This is a genomic window from Actinomadura sp. 9N215, assembly GCF_044326345.1.
Taxonomy (GTDB): domain Bacteria; phylum Actinomycetota; class Actinomycetes; order Streptosporangiales; family Streptosporangiaceae; genus Spirillospora.
On the sequence record NZ_JBIRBA010000055.1, the window covers coordinates 1 to 22481 of the forward strand.

Below are 22481 nucleotides of genomic sequence, written 5' to 3' on the forward strand. Positions count from 1 at the left end.
CCCTGGGGGGCGGGGGGGGGGGGGCGGGGTCGTGGGGGGGGGGGGTGCGGCCGGTGGTGGTGGCGGCGTCGGGTTCGAGGAAGTCGGAGATGACGACGCGGAGGCCGCGGCGGGTCTGGCCGCGGTCGAGGGAGCCGATGGCGGTGGCCAGGTCGGTGGTGCGGTCGCGTTGGGGGCCGGTGCCGGTCCGTGCTCGTCCGGGGCCGGGGGCGGGGGCGGTGCGGGGGGCGCCGTCGTGGACGGATTGGGCGTCGAGTGCGGCTTGGAGAAGGGCGTAGAGGGCGGCTTTGCCGGTGCGGGCGGGCCAGCGGCGCATGCCGTCGGTGTGCAGGAGGTAGGCGCCGGCGCGGTCGCCGAGGCGGACGGTGAGGAAGCCGACGGCGGCGAGGGCGGCGACGGCGAGGTCGCGTTTGGTCATGGCGGCGGTGCCGAAGTCCATGCTGGGGGTGAGGTCGACGAGGGCCCAGGCTTCGAGTTCGTGGTCGGCGATGAGGTCGCGGACGTGGGGGGTGGTGGTGCGGGCGGTGACGGCCCAGTCCATGTGGCGGACGTCGTCCTCGCCCGGCTGGTAGAGGCGGGCTTCGGCGAGTTCGGTGCCGGGGCCGGGGAGCAGGCCGAGGTGTTCGCCGTTGAGGAGGCCGTCGAGGCGGCGGGTGACCTGGAGTTCGAGGCGGCGCAGGGTGCGTTCGGGGGCGAGGTGGGCGATCTTGCCGCTGCGCCGGCGCCGGGCGGTCATGCGGTGGTCACCGCGGCCGATCCGTGGTTCCACACGACGCGGGGCGGGGGGACGGCGGTGAGGATCTGGGTGACGACGTCGGCGGCGTCGACGCCGTCGGCGAGGGCGTCGAAGGTGAGGACGAGGCGGTGGGCGATGACGTCGCGGGCGACGGCGCGGACGTCGTCGGGCAGGACGTAGTCGCGTCCGGAGAGCAGGGCGAGGGCGCGGGCGGTGGCGGCGAGTCCGAGGGTGGCGCGGGGGCTGGCGCCGATCTCGATGACGCCGCGCAGGTCGGGGATGCGGTACTGGTCGGGTTCGCGGGTGGCCATGACGAGCCGGACGATGTAGTCGGCGATGAGTTCGTGGACGGAGACCTCTTCGGCGGCGCGCTGGAGTCCGGCGAGGCGTCCGGTGTCGAGGATCTGGGTGGCTTCGGGCGGGTCGACGCTCATGCGCTGGAGGATCTGGAGTTCCTCGTGGGCGGCGGGGTGGTGGACGTCGATCTTCATGAGGAAGCGGTCGCGCTGGGCTTCGGGGAGGGGGTAGACGCCTTCGGACTCGATGGGGTTCTGGGTGGCGAGGACGATGAAGGGGGTGGGGAGGGGGTAGGTGTTGCCGCCGAGGGAGACCTGGCCTTCGGCCATGACCTCCAGGAGGGCGGACTGGACTTTGGCGGGGGCGCGGTTGATCTCGTCGGCGAGGACGAAGTTGACGAAGACGGGGCCGAGTTCGACGTCGAACTGTTCGGTGGAGGGGTGGTAGATGCGGGTGCCGACGATGTCGGAGGGGACGAGGTCGGGGGTGAACTGGAGGCGGGCGAAGGTGCCGCCGACGACGTGGGCGAGGGTGTCGACGGCGAGGGTCTTGGCGACGCCGGGGACGCCTTCGACGAGGCAGTGGCCGCGGGCGAGGAGCGCGACGATCATGCGTTCGACCATGTGGTCCTGGCCGACGATGACCTTTTTGACTTCGGCGAGGGTGGTCTGCAGGAGGGCGGCGGCCTCGTCGACGTCGGTGGCGGCGATGGTCATGTGGGATTCCCTCACTGTCCCTTGGGTGCCGGGCTGGGCGCCTTTCGACCCTACGCGATCGCTTGTACCCGTTAGTTGGGGATACGTGCGTGGCGCGGGTGATCGGTTCGGGGCGTGCTGGAGTTTCGGGGCGTGCCGGGGTGTCGAGGGCGTGTGGGGGTGGTGTCCGGGCGTGCCGGTCGGTCGTTTGGGGCGGTGGCAGGGCGTGGTTGTTAGTGTTGCGGCCATGTCGAGGCCGTTGCCACCGGGTGATCCTGATCGGTTGGGGCCGTTTCGTTTGTCGGCTCGTTTGTCGGAGTCCGCGGCCGGGATCGTGTTCCTGGGGGTGGACGGCGAGGGTCGGCGCGCGAGTGTGGCGGTGTTGAACCGTGGTGCGGCGGGGGACGCGGCGGCGCGGGATCGGTTCCGTGCGGCGATCAACGCGGCCGTGCCGGGCCGTGGGTCGGGTCCTGGAAGGGGCCGGTCTGGTCCCGGGGCGGGTTCGGGGCTGGGTTCCGAGGTGGTGGGGCGGGGTGATCCGGCGCCGGTGGTGGCGGCGCAGCCGGACGGGCCGGCGCCGTGGGTGGCGACGTCGTATGAGGCGGATCGTGCGGGTGCGGAGCGGTTTCTGGAGCCGGTGGTGTTTCAGGGGCCGGGTCGTTCGTGGTGGGGTGGGCGGCGGCGTGGGCCGCAGTTCCAGCCGTATTGGCTGGGGTCGGCGGAGCCGGCGTTGGAGCGTCCGGGGCCGCCGCCGGGTGCGGTGGGGCCGGTTCCGGTGCTGGAGCGTCCGCCGGAGCGGAGTCTGGTGGGGACGGTGTTGGGGCTGGCGGCGGGGTTGCTGGTGCTGGCTTTGCTGATGGGGGTGTTGTTCGCGTGTCAGCCGGAGGCGAAGGAGCCGCCGCCTCCGCCGCCGGAGCCGACTCCGACGTTTCCGCAGCCGTCGCGTCCGCCGTCGACGCCGTCGTCGCCTTCTCCGGCTCCGTCTCCGTCGCGTGCGCCGTCGACTCCGGCGCCGACGACTCCTGGTCCGTCGCCGTCGTCGGGCGGCGGGGAGGACGGCCCGCCGCTGTGATCGTCCGTCCCGGGTGATCGTCCGCCCGAGGTGACCGTTCGCCGTGGGCCTCTGCTGTGAAGGCGGGGGCGGTCCGGTGGGAAAGGGTTTGCGGCGGGGGGCGGGGGTGGTCAGCATGGGGGGATGCTGGAGAGTCTGATCGCTTTTGCGGGTGCGGCGATGTTGATCGCGATGGCGCCGGGGCCGAGCACGGTCGTGATCATGCGTCAGTCGATGCGGTCGGGGCGGCGTGCGGGGCTGGCGACGGTGCTGGGGAACGAGACCGGGGTGCTGGCGTGGGGTGTGGCGGCGGCGGTGGGGTTGTCGGCGCTGCTGGCGGCGTCGCGGCTGGCGTATGACGGGTTGCGTGTGGTGGGTGCGGTGGTGCTGGTGTGGTTCGGGGTCCGTGCGCTGTGGCAGGCGCGGCGCGCTGGTGGCGGGGGCGGCTTGGGCGGTGCTGTGGGGGCGGCCGCGGTGGAGGGGAGCGGGGCGGCGCAGGAGGGCGCGGACGGGGCGGCGGGTGGCGGCTTTTCGGGGTGGCGGTGTTACCGGTTGGGTCTGGTGACGAATTTCGCCAATCCGAAAGCGGGGGTGTTCGCGGTTTCCTTTCTGCCGCAGTTCGTGCCGGAGGGGTGGCCGGTTCCGGTGGTGCTGGTGGGGTTCTCGGTGCTGTGGGCGTTGATCGATCTGGTGTGGTACGCGGTGGTGGTGTGGCTGGTGGGGGCGGCGAGGCGGGTGCTGGAGCGTCCTACGGTGCGGCGCCGGCTGGACCAGGTGTCGGGGGTGGTGCTGGTGGGCCTGGGTGTGCGGCTGGCGGCCGAAACACGTTGACGGGGCCGCCGCTTTGGCACATTTTCATGATCGCCCTTTGGGGGTGGGTGGTCGTAGCCTGGGGCGGTGACCGCACTGGATGACCTCGCAGACCGGTATGTGGACGAGTTCGCCGCGCTTGACCCGTGTCTTGCGGCCTTGATGGGGATCGCCGGGCAGGACGCGCGGCTGACCGACTACGGTCCTGAGGCGACGCAGGCGCGCGCGGAGCTGACGCGGCGGACGCTGGCGGAGCTGGCGCGGACGCCGGTGGTGGGGGACACGGGGCGGGTCGCGGCGGCGATGCTGCGGGAGCGGCTGGACGTGGCGGTGGCGCTGGACGACGCGGGGGTCGTGGAGGGGGCCCTGGACACCATCGACGGGCCCGTCCAGCGGATCATGATGTCGGTGGAGTTGCTGGATCAGGGCGCGGAGACGGATTGGGAGTCGGTCCGTTCGCGGGTGGGGGCGCTGCCGGGGGCGTTGGCGGGGTTGCGGGTGTCGTTGGAGCGGGCGTGTGCACGGGGGCGGGTGGCGGCGCGGCGGCAGGTCGTCCGGAACGCGCGGGAGTGCCGGGACGTCCCGGCGTATCTGGCGGAGTTGGCGGGGCGGTACGGGGACGGGCCGCTGCGCGGGGGGCTGGACGCGGCGGTGCGGGCGGCGTCGGCGGCGCTGGTGGAGTTCGCGGGGTTCCTGACCGGGGAGCTGGCGGGGCGGGCGCCGGAGCGGGACGCGCTGGGCGCGGACCGGTACCGGCTGGGGGTGCGGGACTTCCTCGGCACGGATCTGGATCTTGAGGAGACGTACGCGTGGGGGTGGGAGGAGCTGGCGCGGATCCAGGCGGAGATGGCGGACGAGGCGGCGCGGATCCTGCCGGGTGAGCCGCTGCCGGCGGTGCTGGCGGCGCTGGACGCCGATCCGGCGCACCGGATCACGGGCGCGGAGTCGTTCCGCAAGTGGATCCAGGAGCTGGCGGACCGGGCGATCGCCGATCTGGACGGGGTGCATTTCGACATTCCGGAGGCGTTGCGGCGGATCGACTGCCGGATCCCGCCGGTGGAGTCGGGGATCTACTATCTGGCGCCGGCGGAGGACCTGTCGCGTCCGGGGACGGTGTGGTGGACGGTGGAGGACCCGTCCGGCGACATCGTGACGTGGACGGTGCCGTCGACGATGTTCCACGAGGGCGCGCCGGGCCATCATCTGCAGTTGGGCGTGACGACGTTGAACCCGGTGCTGAACCGGTTCCAGCGGGTGTCGAGCGAGCTGCATCCGGGGCATTGCGAGGGGTGGGGGCTGTACGCGGAGCGGTTGATGGACGAGCTGGGTCACTACCGGGATCCGGCGCACCGGCTGGGGATGCTGGCGGGCGGTCAGCAGTTCCGCGCGGCGCGGGTGATCCTGGACATCGGGATGCATCTGGAGCTGGAGATCCCGGCCGGGTCGGGGTTCCACGAGGGGGAGCGGTGGACGCCGGAGCTGGGGTTCGAGTTCCTGCGGGCGCACAAGGGCCCTGATCCGGATTCGGCGGTGGCGTTCGAGATCGACCGGTATCTGGGGCGTCCGGGGCAGGCGATCGCCTACAAGCTGGGGGAGAAGATCTGGCTGGAGGCGCGGGAGGCGGCGCGGCGGCGGGACGGCGCGGCGTTCGACCTGAAGGAGTTCCATCGCCGGGCCCTGGATCTGGGGCCGATGGGCCTGGACCTGCTGCGCGCCGAGCTGGCCCGCTCCTGACGCGCCGCGGCGTGGGTCAGCGGCTCGGGTCAGACGGGTTCGGCGTCGTTCAGACGGGTTCGGACGGGCCGAGGCGGGTGCGGGCGGGCCGCGAGGAGGGGCGTGCGTCGACGGCGGTCTCGCGGAGCCAGCGGCGGGTGTTGCGCCATCGCCGTTCGATCACTTCGTCCGGCGGGCCGGGCGCGTTTCTCGGTGCGGCCTCCTGGGTGTCGTCCGGTGCGCCCGCGGGCGCGGCGACGGGTTCGGCGGGTTCGATGGGTTCGGCGGGGTCGGTCGTGTCGGCGGAGCTGCCGACGTGGCAGGCGCGTTCGTCGCCGGGTTCGACGACCTGTTTCCGGTAGTGCGGCGGCCAGCGCAGCAGCATCCGGCGGCCGCAGGTGGGGCAGGCCCATTCCTCCAGCCCGGACTCCTCGATCCGGACCAACCGCATCTCGTGCGTCCTGTACACGATCTGGCCTCCTCGACCTCGGCGCGGGGTTCCGGTTTCCGGGGGTTGTGGGTTTGTGATTACCCACGTCAAGCGGGATAAACGGAATGGCGAACGAGCTTTAAGGTCGGGTCACGGTCCGGGCCGGAAAACCTTTTGGGACGGACGCGGACCCCGGCGCTACGATGGCGCCCATGTCAGGTACGACGAAGAGCGCGGCCCGGGTGGTCGTCTCCGTGGCCGCGTACGTCCGGCCGCGCGAGCGTCGCCCCGCCCTGGACCGCCCAGTGCGCATCGGCGCCTGACCTTCCGGCGGGGCCGCCCGGCGTTGTCCCGGCCGCCCGCCGCCGTTGACGGACGCGTGTCGCGCGTCCGCTGAGCGCTACCCGATTCGCGGTGTCTTCCGCCCGCGCGTCTTCCGCCTGCGGTGTCCAGGGCCTTCGAGCGTCCGCCGACCATTTCGGGCGGGCCCTCCGGGCACCGGTCACGCGCTGCGCGTCCTGTCGCTGCGCGCTGGTCCGGGGTGAGCCATGGGTGCGGCCCGTCCTGACCGGCCCGCCGAGGCCGCAAGCCGAGGACACCCACCGTGACCCCAAGGCCCCGCAACACCAACAACACCCGCAACACCAACAACACCAGAAACAGCAGCGCTGACGCTGGCAACACCCGAAACACCGACAGCTCCCAGAACGCACGCGGCTCACGGGGCGTGGGAGGCTCGCGCGCGGCCCGGGGCGCGGCGCGGGGGCGTGCGCGGCGGGAGCTGTCGCAGAACTTCATCGCCGATCCCGGCGTGATCGCCCGCTTCGCCCGCGCGGTCGGCGACGGGCCGGGCGGCCTGGTCGTGGAGGCGGGCGCGGGCGACGGCCGTGTCACCGCCGCGCTGGCCGGCCGCGCCCGCTCCGTGATCGCCTACGAGGTAGATCCGGCGATGGCGCGGCGGCTGGCGGAGCGCTGCCGCGACCTGCCGAACGTCCGCTGTGTGACCGGTGACTTCCTGTCCGCGCGTCCGCCGCGCGGCCCGTTCCACCTGGCGGGGAACATCCCCTACGCGGTGACGTCCCGGATCGTGGCGTGGGCGCTGGACGCGCCGGGCCTGGCGTCGGCGACGCTGGTGACGCAGGCGGAGTACGCGCGCAAGCGCACCGGCGGCTACGGGCGGTGGAGCCGCCTGACGGTGCGGACGTGGCCGGTGTTCTCCTGGCGGCTGGGCGCCCGCATTCCCGCCGACCGGTTCCGTCCCGTCCCGCGCGTGGACTCGGCCGTGCTGCGCCTGGACCGCCGTGCGCGGCCGCTGCTGCCGCCGGAGGCGATGGGCGACTACGTCCGGTGCGTGGACCTGGGGTTCGGCGGGGTGGGCGGCACGCTGCGCGCGTCGCTGCGCCGGGCGTATCCGCGGGCGCGGGTGGACGCGGCGCTGCGCGCGGCGGGGGTGCCGCGGGACGCCGTCGTCGCGTTCGTCCATCCCGATCAGTGGGTGGTGCTGGTGCGCGTCCTGCACGGCCACGACACGCCCTGACCGGCCCTGACCCGCCCGCCCCCGCCCCCCCGCCCCCCTCGCGGGCGGCGGCGGGGAGGGCGTCAGAACGGGTAGGTGGCGATCTGGTCGCGGACCGTGACCCACTGCGTCTCGGTGAACGCCTCGATGTTGGCGTCGGGACCGCCGAACCGCGACCCGTTCCCGGACGCGGCGAGGCCGCCGAACGGGACGACGGGCTCGTCGTTGACGGTCTGGTCGTTGATGTGGACCAGCCCGGTCGGGACGGCGTCGGCGATCCGCATGGCCTGCCCCACGTCGCCGAGGACGCCCAGCGACAGCCCGTACTCGCTGGCCGCCGCCAGCGCGATCGCCTCCTCGGTGGTGGTGAACGGCACCACCGGCGCGACGGGCCCGAACACCTCCTGGGCGTAGGCGGGCATGTCGGGGGTGACCTCGGCCAGGACGGTCGGGCGGTAGAACAGGCCCTCGTGGGTGCCGCCGGCGGCGAGGCGCGCGCCGGCCGCGACGGTGCCGCGGACCAGCTCGTCGACGTGGGCGAGCTGCCCCTCGTCGATGATGGGGCCGAGCGCGACGGGCCCGGTCGCGGGGTTGCCGACGGGGAGCTTGTCGGCCTTGTCGGCCAGGGCGGCGACGTACTCCTCGTGCAGGCTCTCGTGGACCAGGTGCCGCCCGGACGTCATGCAGATCTGCCCCTGGTGCAGGAACGCGCCCCACGCGCCCGCCGACACCGCGTCGGCGACCTTCGCGCCGGGCAGGACGATCAGCGCGTTGTTGCCGCCGAGCTCCAGGTGGGCGCGTTTGAGGAGCCGCCCGCACACTTCGCCGATCTTGCGTCCGGCGGCGGTGGAGCCGGTGAACGACACCACCCGCACCTCCGGCGCCGCCACGACCGCCTCGCCGGCCTCGCGGCCGCCGGGCAGCAGGTGCAGCAGGCCTTCGGGGAGCCCGGCCTCCTGGAAGATCCGCGCGACGGTGACGCCGCCGCACACCGCGGTGCGCGGGTCGGGCTTGAGCAGGACGGCGTTGCCGAGCGCGAGCGCCGGCGCGACCGACCGCATCGACAGGATGAGCGGGAAGTTGAACGGCGCGATCACGCTGACGACCCCGGCGGGGCGGCGCCGCGCCAGGCTCCACCTGGGCTGCGCCGACGGCAGGACCAGCCCCTGCGGGTGGGAGGCCAGCGCCGCCGACTCGTAGCACAGGCTCGCCGCGAAGTGCGCCTCCAGCTCCGCCTTGGGCGGGATCGACCCGGCCTCCCGGACGATCCAGTCCTGGATCTCGGCGGCGTGGTCCTCGAACAGCCGCCCGGCGCGGCGCAGCACCGCGCCGCGTTCCTCGTAAGTGCGGGCGGCCCAGTCACGCTGCGCGGCGGCGGCGGTCTCGGCGGCACGCCGGACGTCGGAGGCGGCGGCCTGGCCGAGGGTGCCGAGGGTGGCGCCGGTCGCGGGCTCGGTGGTGTCGTAGGTGCCGCCGGCGGCGGTCGTCCAGGCGCCGTCGAAGATCTTCCCGGTCCAGACGCCGGGGTCGAGCAACGTCATGGCTCCTCCTCGCTTGCGGGGTCGTGCGCACGGACCCGCGCACGCACGCAGATCCCCAGATTCCACCCTCGCCATGCCGGACGTGCGCGGGAACTTCATCGTTCCACTCAGTGGAAGGGTCCGCGGCGGCGGCCCGCGGGAAAACCCGTTGCGGCCGGGGCGGGCGGCCGGGCACCCTGGAGATCACGTGGACGCCGGAACGCCCGGCGGCCCCCGGCCACCGGAGGGGAGCGGTCATGACGCGCCGACGCCGCGATCGCGACCGGGCCCGGGCGCGGGCCCGCGCCACCGGGCCGGCGGCCCCCTGACGATCCGCGTCTCCCGCGCGGCGGCCGCCTTCCCCACCCGGAAGAGCGGCCCTTCTTTCGTCTCCGCCGCCCGCCGGTCCCGTCCTCGACGTTCACGACCTCGTAGCTCAGCGGTCAGAGCACCGGCCTGTCACGCCGGACGCCGTGGGTTCGAATCCCGCCGGGGTCGCCGCCCCGCCCCCGCCGTCACCCTGGGGGCGGGGTCCCGCTCCCCGTAGCTCAGCGGACAGAGCACCGGCCTCCGAAGCCGGAAGCGCAGGTTCGATCCCTGCCGGGGAGACCACCCGATCGAGCCAGAGCCAAAATAGCCCCGCAAAAGGGGAAATGCCGGGAGAGGGTCGCGTTGCCGACGCCGGCGCGGCGCGCGATCTCGTCCAGCGCGACGTCGCGGGCGGCGCGGGAGCTCGGCGACGGCAATCCCGTCGGGCACCACGTCACCAACGTCGTCCTGGCCGCGGTCGACGGGGACCGGGTCAGTGCCCGATCCAAGGGGATCGGCGTCAACGCCGACGGCACCTGCGCGAGCGTGACCTACCGGGACACCGTCGTGCGCGCCGACGCGGGCTGGCGGATCGCCCGCCGCGAGGTCGTCCTGCGGCGGACGCCCCTCGGCGGGTGAACCCCGCACAGCCCCTGACCGGCGGGCCGTCCCGGGACCGCGGTCGCGAAAGGTGAACCGCTCGGCCGCGGCCAGGCGGGGCGGGGGTGGGAGGGGTCCCGGCCGCGCGGCGGGCCTCGGTGATTCGGTGATGGTGCCCCGGTGCGCATGACCTGACGGCGGCCGAGGGGCGAGGGCGGGGGAGGGGTCAGGGGGGCGGCAGGACGGCGGCGATGCAGTCCAGGACGCGGTCCAGGCCGTAGCGGAACTGCTCGTCGGGCGTCATGTGCGGCAGCCGCGCGTCGATGACGATCCGCTCGAACATCGGGTACTCGCCGGTCGCCAGCAGCTCGCGGACGTAGGGGCCGCTCTGCATCATCCACCGCTCGGGCGTCATCCCGCTGCGCTCGCTCTCGCGCGCCCACTCGATCTCGCCGCGCACGACCCGCTCGACGTAGCCGCTCAGCATGTCCACCAGGGTGAACATCACGTCGATGGGGATGCCGACGTCCAGGGCGCCGAACGCGAACTCCGTCAGCCGCAGCCGGTTGGGGCCCGGGACGGCGCGCGGCCGGTGCATGCTCGCCAGCCAGGGGTGCCGCTTCCACACCGCGCGGGTCCGCTCGGCCAGCAGCGTCAGGTCGGCGCGCCAGTCGCCCGACGGGCGGGCGGGGACGCCCATCTCGGTCAGGACGTGGTCGGCCATCAGGTCCAGCAGGTTGTCGCGGGAGGGGACGTAGCGGTACAGCGACATCGCGCCGGTGCCGAGGTCGGCGGCGATGCGGCGCATGGACGCGGCGTCGAGCCCGTCGGCGTCGGCGATCCGGATCGCGGCCTCGGTGATCTGGGCGCGGCTGTAGGCGGGGCGCGGGCCGCGTCCCTGCCGCTCGGGCCGCTCGGGGACCGACCAGATGCTCACGAAGTCGCCGCCTGTCACCGGACCTCCTCGCCTCGCCTTCCGAGCATCCTAGTTGCGTACGACGTACCCAGTTGTTTACGCTGCCGTCCATCAGTTGCGTACATCGTACCCAGATAGCCGTGGAGGCCCTCGTGACCGACGAACCGATCGTCGTCGCCGAGGCGCTGCGCAAGCGCTTCGGCGACACCCAGGCCCTCGACGGCCTCGACCTCGCCGTCCCCGCCGGGACCGTCTGCGGGGTCCTCGGCCCCAACGGCGCGGGCAAGACCACCGCCGTGCGGATCCTGGCGACCCTCGCCGACGCCGACTCCGGCCGCGCCCGCATCGCCGGCCACGACGTCGCCCGCCACCCCGACCGGGTCCGGGAGCGGATCGGGCTGGCCGGGCAGTACGCCGCCGTCGACGAGAAGCTCACCGGTCGCGGCAACCTGCGCCTGTTCGGCCGCCTCTACCACCTGTCCCGCCGCGACGCCCGCCGCCGCGCCGACGAGCTGCTGGACCGGTTCGGGCTCGCCGACGCCGCCGACCGGCAGGTCGCCGGCTACTCCGGCGGGATGCGCCGCCGCCTCGACCTGATCACCAGCCTCCTCCTGCGGCCCCAGGTGCTGTTCCTGGACGAGCCCACCACCGGCCTGGACCCCCGCAGCCGCGGCGAGATCTGGGACGCCGTCCGCGAGCTCGCCGCCGACGGCACCACCGTCCTGCTCACCACCCAGTACCTGGACGAGGCCGACCGCCTCGCCGACGACATCGCCGTCGTCGACCACGGCCGCGTCATCGCCACCGGGCCCCCCGACCGGCTCAAGGCCTCCATCGGCGACCGCCTCGACGTCGTCCTGGACGACCCCGCCGCGGCCGGCGGCGCCGCCGGCGTCCTGCACCGCCTCGCCGGCGCCTACCCGGCCCTGGACGGCGGCCGCCTGTCGGTCCCGCTGGCCGCCGGGACCGTCCGGCTCGCCGACGTCGTCCGCGAACTGGACCGCGCCGGCGTCGCCCCCGCCGACGTCGCGCTGCGCCGCCCCACCCTCGACGAGGTGTTCCTGCGCCTCACCGGCGGCCCCACCACGACCGCCGACCCCGACGCGACCGCCGGGCAAGGCCGCGCCGACGGGCAAGACGACCGGCCCGGCGGGACCGCGGAGGGCCCCGGGACACCCGAGGAGCCCGCGAAGGAGACCGTCCGATGACCGCGCTCACCGCGCCCGCGTCCCGCGCCGACCGGCTGCGCTGGACGTTCACCGACGGCCTCACCCTCATCGGACGCGAACTCGGCCGCCTCCGCCAGGAACCCGGCGAGCTCGTCGCCGCGCTGATCTTCCCCGCGACGATGGTGGTGCTGTTCGGGTACGTGTTCGGCAGCGCCATCGCCGTGCCCGGCGGCGGCAACTACCGCGAGTACCTCATGCCCGGCCTGTTCGCGATGGTCACCTTCACCGGCACCATGGCCGTCACGCTGCGCGTGGCCACCGACGCCTCCCGCGGCGTCATGGACCGGTTCCGGTCCATGCCCGTCGCCCGCTCCGCCGTCCCGTTCGGGCAGACCGGCGCCGAGATCCTCAACGGGGTCCTCGGCACGGCGATCATGGCCGCGGCCGGGCTCCTGGTCGGCTGGCGCGCCCACGGCGGCGTGTGGGCCACCGTGGAGGCGTTCGCGCTGCTGGCGCTGATGCGGTACGCGCTGAGCTGGGCCGGGTGCTACCTCGGGCTGGTGGTGAAGAACGAGCAGACCGCCGACCAGCTCATCCCGCTGGTGTTCCCCGTCACCATGCTGTCCAACTCGTTCGTCCCGACCGGCGGGATGCCGACCGTGCTGCAGGTCATCGCCGACTGGAACCCCGTCAGCGCCCTCACCGCCGCCTGCCGCGACCTGTTCGGCAACCCCGGCGCGCCCGCCGCCGGGCCAGGAGCCGACCTGGCCTGGCCGCTCGCGCACCCCGTCGCCGCCACGCTCGGCTGGGCGGCGCTGCTGCTGGCGGTCTTCGTCCCGCTGTCGGTGCGCACCTACCAGCGCCGCGGCCGCTGACCCCAGCCGCGCCGCCGCCACAGCGCAGACCCCCGCGCGCCGCACCGCGCGAGCGGGGACGCGGGCGGGACGTTTCGCCGCAGGCAGGACGCGGGGACGCGGCCCCGGGCCCGGCGCACGACCGGGCCCCGCGGGCCGCGCCCCCGCCCCCCTCACCAGCGGCGGCTACGCGCGGCGGGTCATACGCCGAACGGGGCCGGGTAGGCGACCGTCCCGGACGGGACCGGGCCCGGCCCGTCCAGCACCAGCGCCATCAGCGCCTCGTCCGGCACCTCGAACGCCACGCCGACGCCCAGCGACGACGCCCGCGCGAACCCGAACCGCGGGTAGTACTCCGGATGCCCGAGCACCACCACCAGCCGCTCGCCCCGGCCCGCCGCCGCGCGCCCGGCCGCCGCGGCGAGGACCGCCCGGACCGCCGCGCCGCCCGCGCCGCGCCGCTGCCACTGCGGCTGCACGGCCACCGGCGCCAGCGCCAGCGCCCCCGACTCCGCGGCCGGGCCGCCGCCGACACGGCATCGCGTCGCCAGCGCGTACCCGGCGACGCGTCCGTCCGGGGACTCGGCGACCATCGACAGCTCCGGCACCCACGCCGGGTCCGCGCGCAGCGCGTCCACCAGGTCCGCCTCGGCGGCCGTCGGGAACGCCGCCTCGACCACCGCGCGCACCGCGTTCCGGTCGCCCGCCGTCTCCCGTCTGGTCGTCCACATCACCGGTCCCGCCCCTGCTCCTTGTAGCGGCGGCGTTGCTCCAACGTGACCGACTTCCACCGGTTCCGCCGCTCGGCGCGCAGCCGCGCGTCGGTGCGCGAGGCCGCCCACTCGTTCTCGCGCAGCAGCTTGCGGTAGCTGTCGAAGCGGCGGCGCGGCAGCGTCCCGTCCTCGACCGCGGCGAGCACGGCGCAGCCCGGCTCGGTGCGGTGCGCGCAGTCGCCGAACCGGCACCGGTCGGCCAGCTCCTCGATGTCGGCGAACGTGCGCTCCAGGCCCTCGGACGCCTCGACCAGGCCGATGCCGCGCAGCCCCGGCGTGTCGATCAGGACGCCGCCGCCCGGCAGCGGCAGCAGCTCCCGCCGGACGGTGGTGTGCCTGCCCTTGCCGTCCTGCTCCCGGACCGCGCCGGTGGCCAGGACCTCCGCGCCCAGCAGCGCGTTCCCGAGCGTGGACTTGCCCGCGCCCGACGGCCCGATCAGCACCACCGTCCCGGCCAGGACGGCGCGGACGGCGTCCACGCCGTCGCCGGTCGCGGCGCTGCACGCCACCACGTCCACGCCCGGCGCGGCCGCCGCCGTCTCGGCCAGCGCCTCGGCGGCGCCGGACGCCTGGTCGGACTTGGTCAGCACCACGACCGGCAGCGCGCCGCTCTCCCAGGCCAGCGCCAGCAGCCGCTCCACCCGGCCCAGGGACGGGCGGGCGGCCAGCGACACCGCGATCGCGACGGTGTCGACGTTGGCGGCCAGCACCTGGCCGCGCGAGTCCCGCGACGCCGACGACCGCACGATCGCGGTGCGGCGCGGCAGCAGCGCCGCCACGGCCGGGCGCCCGTCCGGGCCGTCCGGGCGGACCGCCGCCCAGTCGCCCGTGCACGGCGCCGCCACCGACGCCGGATCATCAGGGGAGGGGACGGGGACGGGGACGGCGGAGGCCCGCAGCGGGCCGGTCTCGGCGACCGCGTCGCACAGGCCGCGGTCGACCGCGGCCACGCGCGCGGGGATCAGCCCCGCGGCGCGATGAGAGGTGAACTCGTTCTCCAGGGTCGTGTCCCAGCCGTAGGCGGCCAGCGGCGACGACCCCGCTGAAGCGGAAGACAATGTAATGGAACCTTCGCGTGAAGGGGCCCCGGCACGGACGCGCCGCAACAGACGATGCGGAAACGGGTCAGCCGGCGGCCCGGGAAATGAGGACGGGCTGAATGCTGCGGGCAGCAGCCACCGCAACGACGGCCATACGTCCACACCTCCTCACAGGTCCGGCCGCGACTCTACCGCCGCGGGACGGCCCCGGCCAACCGGATTTTCCGCCGGGCGCGGGCGTTCCCTTGCGCGGGGGAGCGGTATCGGCCGCGGCGGGGAGGCTGCGGCGCGGACGCCGCCCGCACGATCGGGGCCATGTCCACCACGCTCACCGGCCCCGCCGACCGGCCCGCCCCCGCAGACCCCCGCAGCCCTCGCCGCCCCCGCTCCCGCCGATTCCGCGTCCGCTGACCGTTCTGCGCCCGCTGACCGTCCTCCGCGCAGCTCGGCGGGCGAATCCCGGGGCATCGACCGGAACCGGCGGCCCAGTTCAGAAGTTATGGTGATTTGTGGGGCGGATCGCGAGGAGGGGGCGTGGCCGTGGACGACAACGACACCGTGGACGGCGACCAGGAACGCGCGGAGCCGGGCACCACCGACCGTCCCGGGACCGAGCTCACCGAACGAGCCGAACTCGACGAACGAACTGGACTCGACGAACGAACTGGACTCGACGAACGAACTGGGCTCGACGAACGGGCCGGGCTCACCGAGCGGGCCGGGCGCGCCGACCAGGCCGCCGCCGAACGCCTCGAACAGATCTGGGACGGCCTGGCGCCCGCCGCCGCGTCCGCCGCGCGGATGGCCGCCACCGCCGGTGAGCCCGTCGCCGCCGCCGCCCGCGACGCCGCCGCGCTCGCCGCGACCCGCATCCTGGAGCAGGTGTCGGGGACGCCCGCGATGAAGGCCGTCGAACAGGCCGCCCGCGACGCCGCCGTCAAGGCCGCCACCGCGGCGGCCGAGCGGGCCGTCACCGAGGCCCGCGCCGCGGCCGCGGCCAACCCCGCCACCGCCGGCGCGTTCGAGGCCGCCACCACCGCCATGATCCTCGCCGAGCAGGCCGGGCGGCAGGCCGCACGGCACCCCGTCACCGCCGCCGCGCGCCGCCTGGCCGCGGGCAACCCGCTGGCCCGCGCCGCCACCGCCACCGCCCGCGACGTCGCGGGACGCACCGTCACCGCGACCGTGTCCGCCCCCGTCGTGCAGGCCGCGACCAGGGCCGTCGTGGACGCCGCGATCGACACCGTCGCCGACGCCGCCGTCGACGCCGCGATGATCGCCGGCCGGGACGTCGTCGCCCGCGTCGTCCGCGAGACCGCCGAGCAGACCGCCCGCGACCTGGCCGCCGCGCTGCGCGACCGCGCCCGCCGCACCGCCGGGCAGGCCGCCCGCGAGACCGGCCTGGACGCCGACCTGGCCCCCCTCGCCGGCGCCGCCCGCACCGCCGGGGACCTGCTCACCGCCGCCGCCGGCAGCGCGTTCGCCCGCACCGCCCGCGACCTGGCCCTGCGCGCCGCCACACGCGCGACCGCCGCCGCGATCGAGGCCGTCCTGCGCGAACTGATCCGCGACGCCCTCAAACTCGCCATGAAGGACACCCTGCGCGGCCTCATCGTCGACGTCTCCCGCGACGTCGTCGTGGACGTCGCCAAGACCACCTGGACCACCGCCACCCGCCCCGCCCCCGCCCCGGCCTCCGCACCCGCGGCGGCCGTCGTCGTCGAGGCGACCGTGGCCCCCGCCGGCGACGTGTGGGCCGAAGCCACCGCCGAAACCACCGCTCAGGTCACCGCGCAGGTCGCCGAGGCGGTCGCGGGGGAGCTCACCGCGCAGGGCGCGGAGGAGGCGGAGGAGGACGCCGCGCACACCGCGCCCCGGGACGCCGCGCCCTGACCCGGCCCGCCGGGCGGACGGCGACATGATGTACTCGAAGGAGAAAGGACGCCGTCGCCGACGAACACGGAGGGAATCCCGATGGCCGACACGCTCGACGACACCGCGGTCGCCGACCGGCTGCGCGCCCTGCCCGCCTGGACCCGCGACGGCGACGCGATCCGCCGCCAGGTCACCGCGCCCTCGTTCCCGGCCGGGATCGACGTGGTGACCGACGTCGCCCGCGCCGCCGAGGACGCCGACCACCATCCCGACATCGACATCCGCTGGCGCACCCTGACGTTCACGCTGTCCACCCACAGCGCCGGCGGCCTCACCGGCAAGGACTTCGACCTCGCCGCGACCATCGACGAGATCGCGGCCCGGCACGGCGCCGCCTGACGCCGCCGCCCAGGCCGGCCCCGGCGGGGGGCCTGGGCCGGGTGGGTGGCTGAGGCCGCCGCGACCCGCGGCTAGTGCGCGGAGAAGCCGCCGTCCACGAAGATCGACTGGCCGGTGACGTAGCCGGCCGACGCCGACGCCAGGAACACCGCCGCGCCCGCGAAGTCCACCGGCAGGCCGTTGCGGCCCGTCATCGTCCGCTCGGCCAGCGCCCGCACCTGCGCCGGGTCCGCCGACAGCCGCGCGTTCAGCGGCGTCATCACGAACCCCGGCACCAGCGTGTTCGCGGTGACGCCGCGGCCCGACCACGCCTCGGCCTGCGACCGCGCCAGCGCCACCAGACCCGCCTTGGACACCCCGTAGGCGCCGCTGGTCACCGACGCCCGGAACGCCTGCTGCGAGGCGATGTGGATCAGCCGCCCGAAGCCGCGCCCCGCCATCCCGGGCCCGAACCGCTGCCCGAGCAGGAACGGCGCGTCCAGGTTCACCGCCATCGTGGTGTCCCAGACGTCCTCGCCGAGCTCGTCCATCGGCGGCCGCAGGTTGACCGCCGCCGCGTTCACCAGGACGTCCGGCTCCCCGAACGCCGCCGCCGCGCCCTCGGCCGCCGCCGCGACGCCCGCCCGCGAACCCAGGTCCGCGCTGACCGCCGCGGCCCGGCAGCCGTGCCCCTCCAGCTCGCGGACCGTCGCCGCCAGCTCCGCCTCCCGCCGCGCCACGACCACCACCGCCGCGCCCGCCCGCCCCAGCGCCTCGGCGATCGCCCGGCCGATGCCCGAGCTGCCGCCCGTCACCACCGCGACCCGGCCCTCCAGCGAGAACAGCTCCGACAGGTACGGGACGGATGACCGGCGACCTTTCATGATCGCAGAGTGTACGGGGCCGTCCGCGTCACCCGCCGCCCGCGCCCCGCCCCCCGGGCGACGGCCTCCGATCACCCGACGGCCTCCGGTCGGGTGGCGCTGCGGCGGGCGGGTCGTCGCCGCGGGCCGCCGCCGCCCGCTTGCGGCGCCGCGCCTCACGCGCCGTCACGCCCGCCGCGATCAGGATCGGCGCCCAGAACTTGGCGGTCGCCAGGACCACCGCCAGCCACGGCGGCGCCGACACGTCCGGAAGATCCGGAAGATCCGGCCAGGACACGTCGGGCCACGGGACGGACGGCGCGTCGACGTCCGGGAACGGCACGTCCGGCCGCGGGATCCACCGCAGCAGCACCCTCACCAGCACGCCCAGACCCAGCAGCGGGAACACCACCCGGCCCACGGCCGCCGCCACGTGCCGCGAGGCGTACAGGGTCGGATGCGCCCGCGCCAGCGCCTCCCGCCTGGCCGCCCGCGTCCCCTCGGCGGGCTCGAACGCGACCTTCTCCGGCTCACCGCCCTCCGCCGCTTCGCCGCCATTCCCGGCTTCGGTGTCCTGCCCGGCGGCGGTGCCCTCGTCCGTGCCGGTGCCCTGCGCGCCGGTCCCGGCGGGGGACGGCGGGGACAGTTCGCAGCGCGCCGCCTGCCCGTCGACGAACCCCAGCGCGTCGAACACGACGGCGACGCTGCCCTCCCCGTACGGCAGCGTCACCGTCAGCCAGTCCGTCGAGGCCTCCCCGGCCGGGTCGCCGTCCGCGAACAGGCGCGCGAACCGGTTCCACCCGGAACGTCCGGTCTCGATCTCCAGGCGGCGGCCGTCGTGGACGAGCGTCCAGCGGCCCGCGGGCGCGCCGCTCAGCGAGATACCCCCAGTCATGCCGCCCAGTCTCCGGGCCGCCCGCACGCCCGGGAATCGCCCGAACGGCCACGCCCGATAGACCAAAGTCGGCACCGCCCATGGACGACGGGCGTCATCCGCCGCCGATCAGGCGAAGACCCGGTGGATCGTGCCAAGCGCCAGCGGGTCGTGCCAAGCGCCGGCGGGTCACGGGTCAGGCGAAGCGCCAGCGGGTCGCGCCGAACGGCTCGGACGTGCCGACCGCGACGACAGTGTGGAAGGTGAACCGGTACACGTGCCAGGGCGGCGGGCCCGCGCTCTGCGCGCTGAACGGCGCGGTCAGCGCGTCGCCGTCCACCTGCGCCGGCCAGCCGCCCTCCCGGTACCCGGCCGCGATCGGCTCCAGCACGCCCGGGTCGGTGACGCGCCGCGCCTCGCCCTCCAGCACGACGTCCGCGATCGCCGTCCGGACCGAGAACGTGCACGCCGGGTTCGCCGCCAGGTCGCGGGACTTGCGGGTGCCGGGCCCGCTGGTGAAGTACAGGTCGCCCTCGTACCACTGCGCGCCGACGCCCGCCGCGTGCGGGCGGCCGTCGGGGCGGGCCGTGCCGAGGAACACCGCCGTCTCCATCTTCGGCAGCGCCGCCGTCAGCGCGTCGCGGACGGTGTCCCACGCCAGCTCCCCGCCGCCGTAGATGTCGAGATTGCGGGCCTCTGCGGGCTCACGGTCGGTCATCGTCGTCCTCCTTGCGTCGTGTCCTCGTCGGCTGCACGTTCGCACATGCAGACCGTGCGCGGCTGCCGAACTCATCGCCGCCGCACGCGGCCGCGCCGTCCGCTACGCGGTCAGCTGCTGTCCTCATTGCCGCTCATACTGGGGTCATGTCTTCGGCACGGCTGCTGCGGCTGCTGTCCCTGCTGCAGGCCCGGCGCGCGTGGCCGGGCCCCGAGCTGGGCGAGCGGCTCGGCGTCAGCGTCCGCACCGTCCGCCGCGACGTCGAGCGGCTGCGCGGCCTCGGCTACCCCGTGCACGCCACGCCCGGCGCCGCCGGCGGGTACGCGCTGGAGGCCGGGACGGCGATGCCGCCGCTGCTGCTGGACGACGAGGAGGCCGTCGCGATCGCCGTGGGGCTGCGCGCCGCCGCCGGGGGAGCGGTCGAGGGCATGGGGGAGGCGTCGGTGCGGGCGCTGGCCAAGCTGGAGCAGGTCCTGCCGTCCCGGCTGCGGCGCCGCGTCACCGCGCTGTACGCCGCCACGGCCCCGCTGTCCGGCCCGCCCGCCGGGCCGGCCGTCGACCCCGAGACCCTCACCGTCCTGGCCGCGGCGTGCCGCGACCGCGAACGGGTCCGGTTCGCCTACCGCGACACCGGCCGCCTGGTCGAGCCGTACGGGCTGGTCTCGGCCGGTCGCCGCTGGTACCTGGTCGCGTTCGACACCGGGCGGGACGGCTGGCGGACGTTCCGCGCCGACCGGATCACCGGCCCCCGCCCCACCGGCGTCAGGTGCCCGCCGCGCGAACCGCCCGCCGCCGACGCCGCCGCGTTCGTCACCCGGTCGCTGGCGCGGTCGCGTCCCCTGCGGCGGGCCGTGCTGACCGTGCACGCCTCCGCCACCGAGCTCGCCGACCGGTTCCGCGTGACCGGCGCGGAGGTCGAACCGGTCGACGACCGCACCTGCGTGCTGCGCACCGCCCCCGATTCCCTGGAATGGACGGCGCTGCGCGTCGCCTACCTCGACCTGGACTTCGACGTCGAGGGCCCGCCCGAGCTCACCGCCCGCCTCGCCGCGATGGCCGCCCGCCTGACCCGCGCCACCGCCGGGCCCCCGCCCCCCGAACACCCGCCGCCCGGCACCCCCGCCCGCTGACCCGGATCGGGCTGGACGCCCCAGGGCTGAACGCCGACCTGCGTCTGGACGAGCGCGTCCACGCCGCGCAGCCGGGAACCGCCGGAGATGCCGTGCCAGGCGGGCAGGAAGCGGCCGCGTCCGCGACGGCGTCCAGGGCGTCGACGACGAGGAGCGCCCGACCGGGGCCGCGCGATAGCCGCGCCAGTCCGCGACGGCGGCGGGCGGATGGTCGAGGCCGTCGCGCTGCAGAGCCCGTCCGTCCGGTTCGGAGACGATCGGTTGGCCGGCCTGGCCGAGGCCGTCCTCACCGACCGGCGCCGTCACCTGCCCCAGGCCCGTCCGGCGGAGCGGGGCCGGCGGACGCGATCTTCGCGGCGGCGGCGGTGAGCTCCTTCAGCAGGGCCGCGACCGCGGGCGGACGCGGACCGGCCGGGACTAGCGCGGTGATGCGCCGCCGGCCCACCCCCGGCACGGCCGGGGCCGCGACCCCGGGCTCGGCGTGCAGCGCCAGCGCCAGCGCCGGAAGCGCGGCGACCGCCAGACCCCGCGCGACCAGCCGCTGGACCGCGACGTGGTCCTCGGTGGCGTAGGCGATGTCGGGGACGAACCCGGCCTCGCCGCACGCCCACCGCAGATGGTCCCGGCAGCGCGCGCACCCCGACGCCCACCTCTCCCCGGCCAGGTCCGCCAGCCGCGGCGCGGCGGCCGCCGCGAGCGGATGCGCGGCCGGGACGAGCAGCCGCAGCGGATCGACGCACAGCGCCACCTCGCGGAACCGGGCGTCGGTGCCGGGCGGCAGGTACTCGTGGCGGAACACCACCGCGACGTCGGTGTCGCCCGCGCGCAGCAGGCCGAGCGCCTCGGGCGGCCCGGCGTCGGTCAGCGTGACCGACACGCCCGGCGCGCGGTCCCGCAGCCGCGCCAGCGCGTCGGGCAGCAGCCCGCCCGCCGCGGTCGGGAACGCCGCCACCCGCACCCGCCCGGCGCGCAGCCCCGCGATCGCCGCGATCCGCTCCTCGGCGTCGTCCATGCGGGCCAGGACGTCCTCGACGTGCTCCACCAGGACCCGGCCCGCCTCCGTCAGCCGCACGCCCCGGCCGTGCCGCACCACCAGCGGCGTGCCGACCTCCGCCTCCAGCCGCGCGACGTGGTGCGACACCGCGGGCTGGGTGCAGGCGAGGGACCGCGCGGCGGCCGTCATCGAGCCGAGCCGGGCCACCTCCCGCAGGATCCGGCCCCGGTGCAGGTCCAGCATCCCCGCAAGGTATCAACGCCGCTTATGTACGGCCAAGAGAACCGTACTTTGTGCTATGGGCGGGTGGTGGCCGACCATCGGTGCATGAGCCTTTCCATCCGGGACGCGCAGCGCGAGTTCGGCACCGGCCCCGCCCGCCACGACACGGCCCGCCACGACGCCGGCCACCTCCGCACGGCCTACCTCGACACCGCGACCTACGGGCTGCCGCCGCGCGCCGCGCACGAGGCGATGCTCGCCGCCGAACGCGACCGCGCCGCCGGGCTGCTGGCGCCCAGGACGCTGGACGCGGCCGTCACCCGGTCCCGGGAGGCGTTCGCCCGCCTGCTCGGGGTGCCCGCCGGACGGGTCGCGTGCGGGCCGCAGGTGTCCTACTTCGTCGGGCTGGTCGCCGCGTCGCTGCCCGCCCGCGCGACCGTCCTGGTCGCCGACGGGGACTTCACCTCGCTGCTGTGGCCGTTCGCCGCGCGGGACGGGCTGACCGTCCGGTCCGTCCCGCTGGAGCGGATCGCCGACCACGTCCGCGGCGGCGTCGACCTGGTCGCGGTGTCGGCGGTGCAGTCCGCCGACGGGCGCATCGCGCCCATGGACGACCTCATCGGCGCCGCCCGCGCCCACGGCGCCCGGATCCTGCTGGACGCCACCCAGGCCGCCGGGTGGCTGCCGCTGCCCGCGTCCCGCGTGGACTGGCTGGTGTGCGGGGGCTACAAATGGCTGCTCGGCCCCCGCGGCACCTGCTTCCTCACCGGCACCCGCGAGGCGCTGGACGCGCTGCCCGCGATCGGCGCCGGCTGGTACTCCGGCGCCGACGCCTGGGACTCGGTGTACGGGCTGCCGGTCCGGGCGGCGGCGGACGCGCGGCGGCTGGACCTGTCCCCGGCGTGGCAGTGCTGGGCCGGGCACGCCCCCGCGCTGGAGCTGCTGGAACGGGTCGGCGTCGAGGCGATCCACGCCCACGACGTGGCGCTGGCGCGCCG

General features: G+C 75.8%; 22 protein-coding genes and 2 tRNA genes. 13 read left to right on the forward strand and 11 right to left on the reverse strand.

Annotated elements, in window-relative coordinates; translation table 11 throughout:
* The coding region (locus tag ACH34T_RS43865; RefSeq protein ID WP_396026956.1) for a DUF58 domain-containing protein at positions 1-736 on the reverse strand (736 nt) is incomplete at its 3' end.
* Positions 733-1749 (reverse strand): AAA family ATPase, encoded by a 1017-nt coding sequence (locus ACH34T_RS43870; RefSeq protein ID WP_396026957.1) that lies wholly within the window; start codon positions 1747-1749, stop codon positions 733-735. The genes ACH34T_RS43865 and ACH34T_RS43870, both read right to left, overlap by 4 nt.
* Before the next feature lie 852 nt (positions 1750-2601).
* On the opposite strand from ACH34T_RS43870, the gene ACH34T_RS43875 reads away from it, so the two are divergent.
* The 3 genes from ACH34T_RS43875 to ACH34T_RS43885 all read left to right on the forward strand — a co-directional run bounded on the left by ACH34T_RS43875 (position 2602) and on the right by ACH34T_RS43885 (position 5323).
* Complete coding sequence (locus tag ACH34T_RS43875; RefSeq protein WP_396026958.1) at positions 2602-2817, forward strand: hypothetical protein; 216 nt, start codon at positions 2602-2604, stop codon at positions 2815-2817.
* A 106-nt stretch (positions 2818-2923) separates the two neighbouring features.
* The gene (locus ACH34T_RS43880) at positions 2924-3610 is read left to right on the forward strand and encodes a LysE family translocator (protein ID WP_396026959.1); all 687 of its coding nucleotides are present in this window, start codon (positions 2924-2926) and stop codon (positions 3608-3610) included.
* A gap of 66 nt (positions 3611-3676) precedes the next feature.
* Positions 3677-5323, forward strand: a complete 1647-nt coding sequence (locus tag ACH34T_RS43885) for a DUF885 domain-containing protein (RefSeq protein ID WP_396026960.1) — start codon at positions 3677-3679, stop codon at positions 5321-5323.
* A 49-nt stretch (positions 5324-5372) separates the two neighbouring features.
* Here the strand turns inward: ACH34T_RS43885 and ACH34T_RS43890 are convergent, their stop codons facing one another.
* Positions 5373-5771 (reverse strand): hypothetical protein, encoded by a 399-nt coding sequence (locus ACH34T_RS43890; RefSeq protein WP_396026961.1) that lies wholly within the window; start codon positions 5769-5771, stop codon positions 5373-5375.
* A 688-nt stretch (positions 5772-6459) separates the two neighbouring features.
* Here ACH34T_RS43890 and erm point away from each other — a divergent pair.
* On the forward strand, positions 6460-7269 hold the full coding sequence (gene erm / locus ACH34T_RS43895) for an ErmE/ErmH/ErmO/ErmR family 23S rRNA (adenine(2058)-N(6))-methyltransferase (RefSeq protein ID WP_396026977.1): 810 nt from the start codon (positions 6460-6462) through the stop codon (positions 7267-7269).
* Positions 7270-7331: 62 nt separating this feature from the next.
* Here erm and ACH34T_RS43900 read toward each other — a convergent pair whose 3' ends face one another.
* Positions 7332-8789 carry a benzaldehyde dehydrogenase gene (locus tag ACH34T_RS43900; protein WP_396026962.1) on the reverse strand — a complete coding sequence of 486 codons (1458 nt, stop codon included), beginning with the start codon at positions 8787-8789 and terminating at the stop codon, positions 7332-7334.
* A 404-nt stretch (positions 8790-9193) separates the two neighbouring features.
* On the opposite strand from ACH34T_RS43900, the gene ACH34T_RS43905 reads away from it, so the two are divergent.
* The 3 genes from ACH34T_RS43905 to ACH34T_RS43915 all read left to right on the forward strand — a co-directional run bounded on the left by ACH34T_RS43905 (position 9194) and on the right by ACH34T_RS43915 (position 9716).
* Positions 9194-9266: transfer RNA gene (locus ACH34T_RS43905), tRNA-Asp, on the forward strand.
* Positions 9267-9305: 39 nt separating this feature from the next.
* Positions 9306-9380 (forward strand) — tRNA-Arg (locus ACH34T_RS43910).
* 60 nt (positions 9381-9440) lie between these two features.
* Positions 9441-9716, forward strand: coding sequence for a nuclear transport factor 2 family protein (locus ACH34T_RS43915; protein WP_396026963.1), 276 nt, complete (start codon positions 9441-9443; stop codon positions 9714-9716).
* Positions 9717-9903: 187 nt separating this feature from the next.
* Here the strand turns inward: ACH34T_RS43915 and ACH34T_RS43920 are convergent, their stop codons facing one another.
* Entirely contained in the window at positions 9904-10632 is a 729-nt protein-coding gene (locus ACH34T_RS43920; RefSeq protein ID WP_396026964.1) for a TetR/AcrR family transcriptional regulator, read from the reverse strand.
* Positions 10633-10745: 113 nt separating this feature from the next.
* Here ACH34T_RS43920 and ACH34T_RS43925 point away from each other — a divergent pair, with 113 nt between their 5' ends.
* Complete coding sequence (locus ACH34T_RS43925) at positions 10746-11801, forward strand: ATP-binding cassette domain-containing protein (RefSeq protein WP_396026965.1); 1056 nt, start codon at positions 10746-10748, stop codon at positions 11799-11801.
* The gene (locus tag ACH34T_RS43930) at positions 11798-12637 is read left to right on the forward strand and encodes an ABC transporter permease (protein ID WP_396026966.1); all 840 of its coding nucleotides are present in this window, start codon (positions 11798-11800) and stop codon (positions 12635-12637) included. The genes ACH34T_RS43925 and ACH34T_RS43930 overlap by 4 nt, the downstream gene beginning before the upstream one ends.
* Before the next feature lie 179 nt (positions 12638-12816).
* Here the strand turns inward: ACH34T_RS43930 and ACH34T_RS43935 are convergent, their stop codons facing one another.
* Positions 12817-13347, reverse strand: a complete 531-nt coding sequence (locus ACH34T_RS43935) for a GNAT family N-acetyltransferase (RefSeq protein WP_396026967.1) — start codon at positions 13345-13347, stop codon at positions 12817-12819.
* Positions 13347-14447, reverse strand: coding sequence for a ribosome small subunit-dependent GTPase A (rsgA, locus tag ACH34T_RS43940; protein WP_396026968.1), 1101 nt, complete (start codon positions 14445-14447; stop codon positions 13347-13349). Before rsgA ends, ACH34T_RS43935 begins: the two co-directional genes overlap by 1 nt.
* A gap of 516 nt (positions 14448-14963) precedes the next feature.
* On the opposite strand from rsgA, the gene ACH34T_RS43945 reads away from it, so the two are divergent.
* Together ACH34T_RS43945 and ACH34T_RS43950 are read left to right on the forward strand one after the other, a co-directional pair.
* Complete coding sequence (locus ACH34T_RS43945) at positions 14964-16322, forward strand: hypothetical protein (RefSeq protein WP_396026969.1); 1359 nt, start codon at positions 14964-14966, stop codon at positions 16320-16322.
* Between the two features lie 81 nt (positions 16323-16403).
* On the forward strand, positions 16404-16703 hold the full coding sequence (locus ACH34T_RS43950) for a 4a-hydroxytetrahydrobiopterin dehydratase (RefSeq protein WP_396026970.1): 300 nt from the start codon (positions 16404-16406) through the stop codon (positions 16701-16703).
* Between the two features lie 71 nt (positions 16704-16774).
* Here ACH34T_RS43950 and ACH34T_RS43955 read toward each other — a convergent pair whose 3' ends face one another.
* The 3 genes from ACH34T_RS43955 to ACH34T_RS43965 all read right to left on the reverse strand — a co-directional run bounded on the left by ACH34T_RS43955 (position 16775) and on the right by ACH34T_RS43965 (position 19137).
* Complete coding sequence (locus tag ACH34T_RS43955; protein WP_396026971.1) at positions 16775-17566, reverse strand: SDR family NAD(P)-dependent oxidoreductase; 792 nt, start codon at positions 17564-17566, stop codon at positions 16775-16777.
* Between the two features lie 28 nt (positions 17567-17594).
* Positions 17595-18440, reverse strand: a complete 846-nt coding sequence (locus ACH34T_RS43960; RefSeq protein WP_396026972.1) for a hypothetical protein — start codon at positions 18438-18440, stop codon at positions 17595-17597.
* 175 nt (positions 18441-18615) lie between these two features.
* Positions 18616-19137, reverse strand: coding sequence for a pyridoxamine 5'-phosphate oxidase family protein (locus tag ACH34T_RS43965; RefSeq protein WP_396026973.1), 522 nt, complete (start codon positions 19135-19137; stop codon positions 18616-18618).
* Positions 19138-19283: 146 nt separating this feature from the next.
* On the opposite strand from ACH34T_RS43965, the gene ACH34T_RS43970 reads away from it, so the two are divergent.
* Complete coding sequence (locus tag ACH34T_RS43970) at positions 19284-20267, forward strand: helix-turn-helix transcriptional regulator (protein ID WP_396026974.1); 984 nt, start codon at positions 19284-19286, stop codon at positions 20265-20267.
* A 286-nt stretch (positions 20268-20553) separates the two neighbouring features.
* Here the strand turns inward: ACH34T_RS43970 and ACH34T_RS43975 are convergent, their stop codons facing one another.
* Entirely contained in the window at positions 20554-21504 is a 951-nt protein-coding gene (locus ACH34T_RS43975) for a LysR family transcriptional regulator (protein WP_396026975.1), read from the reverse strand.
* 84 nt (positions 21505-21588) lie between these two features.
* Between ACH34T_RS43975 and ACH34T_RS43980 the strand changes: the two genes are divergently transcribed.
* Positions 21589-22481 (forward strand): aminotransferase class V-fold PLP-dependent enzyme (locus ACH34T_RS43980; RefSeq protein WP_396026976.1); only part of this gene is annotated, 893 nt, incomplete at its 3' end.

What these genes read in the sequence shown, in the direction of transcription:
- ACH34T_RS43930 (WP_396026966.1), top strand. Translation starts at nt 11,798, where the DNA reads ATGACCGCGCTCACCGCGCCCGCGTCCCGCGCCGACCGGCTGCGCTGG.
- ACH34T_RS43880 (WP_396026959.1), top strand. Translation starts at nt 2,924, where the DNA reads ATGCTGGAGAGTCTGATCGCTTTTGCGGGTGCGGCGATGTTGATCGCG.
- ACH34T_RS43975 (WP_396026975.1), bottom strand. Translation starts at nt 21,504, where the DNA reads ATGCTGGACCTGCACCGGGGCCGGATCCTGCGGGAGGTGGCCCGGCTC.
- ACH34T_RS43935 (WP_396026967.1), bottom strand. Translation starts at nt 13,347, where the DNA reads ATGTGGACGACCAGACGGGAGACGGCGGGCGACCGGAACGCGGTGCGC.
- ACH34T_RS43950 (WP_396026970.1), top strand. Translation starts at nt 16,404, where the DNA reads ATGGCCGACACGCTCGACGACACCGCGGTCGCCGACCGGCTGCGCGCC.
- ACH34T_RS43960 (WP_396026972.1), bottom strand. Translation starts at nt 18,440, where the DNA reads ATGACTGGGGGTATCTCGCTGAGCGGCGCGCCCGCGGGCCGCTGGACG.
- ACH34T_RS43955 (WP_396026971.1), bottom strand. Translation starts at nt 17,566, where the DNA reads ATGAAAGGTCGCCGGTCATCCGTCCCGTACCTGTCGGAGCTGTTCTCG.
- ACH34T_RS43900 (WP_396026962.1), bottom strand. Translation starts at nt 8,789, where the DNA reads ATGACGTTGCTCGACCCCGGCGTCTGGACCGGGAAGATCTTCGACGGC.
- ACH34T_RS43965 (WP_396026973.1), bottom strand. Translation starts at nt 19,137, where the DNA reads ATGACCGACCGTGAGCCCGCAGAGGCCCGCAATCTCGACATCTACGGC.
- ACH34T_RS43970 (WP_396026974.1), top strand. Translation starts at nt 19,284, where the DNA reads ATGTCTTCGGCACGGCTGCTGCGGCTGCTGTCCCTGCTGCAGGCCCGG.
- ACH34T_RS43870 (WP_396026957.1), bottom strand. Translation starts at nt 1,749, where the DNA reads ATGACCATCGCCGCCACCGACGTCGACGAGGCCGCCGCCCTCCTGCAG.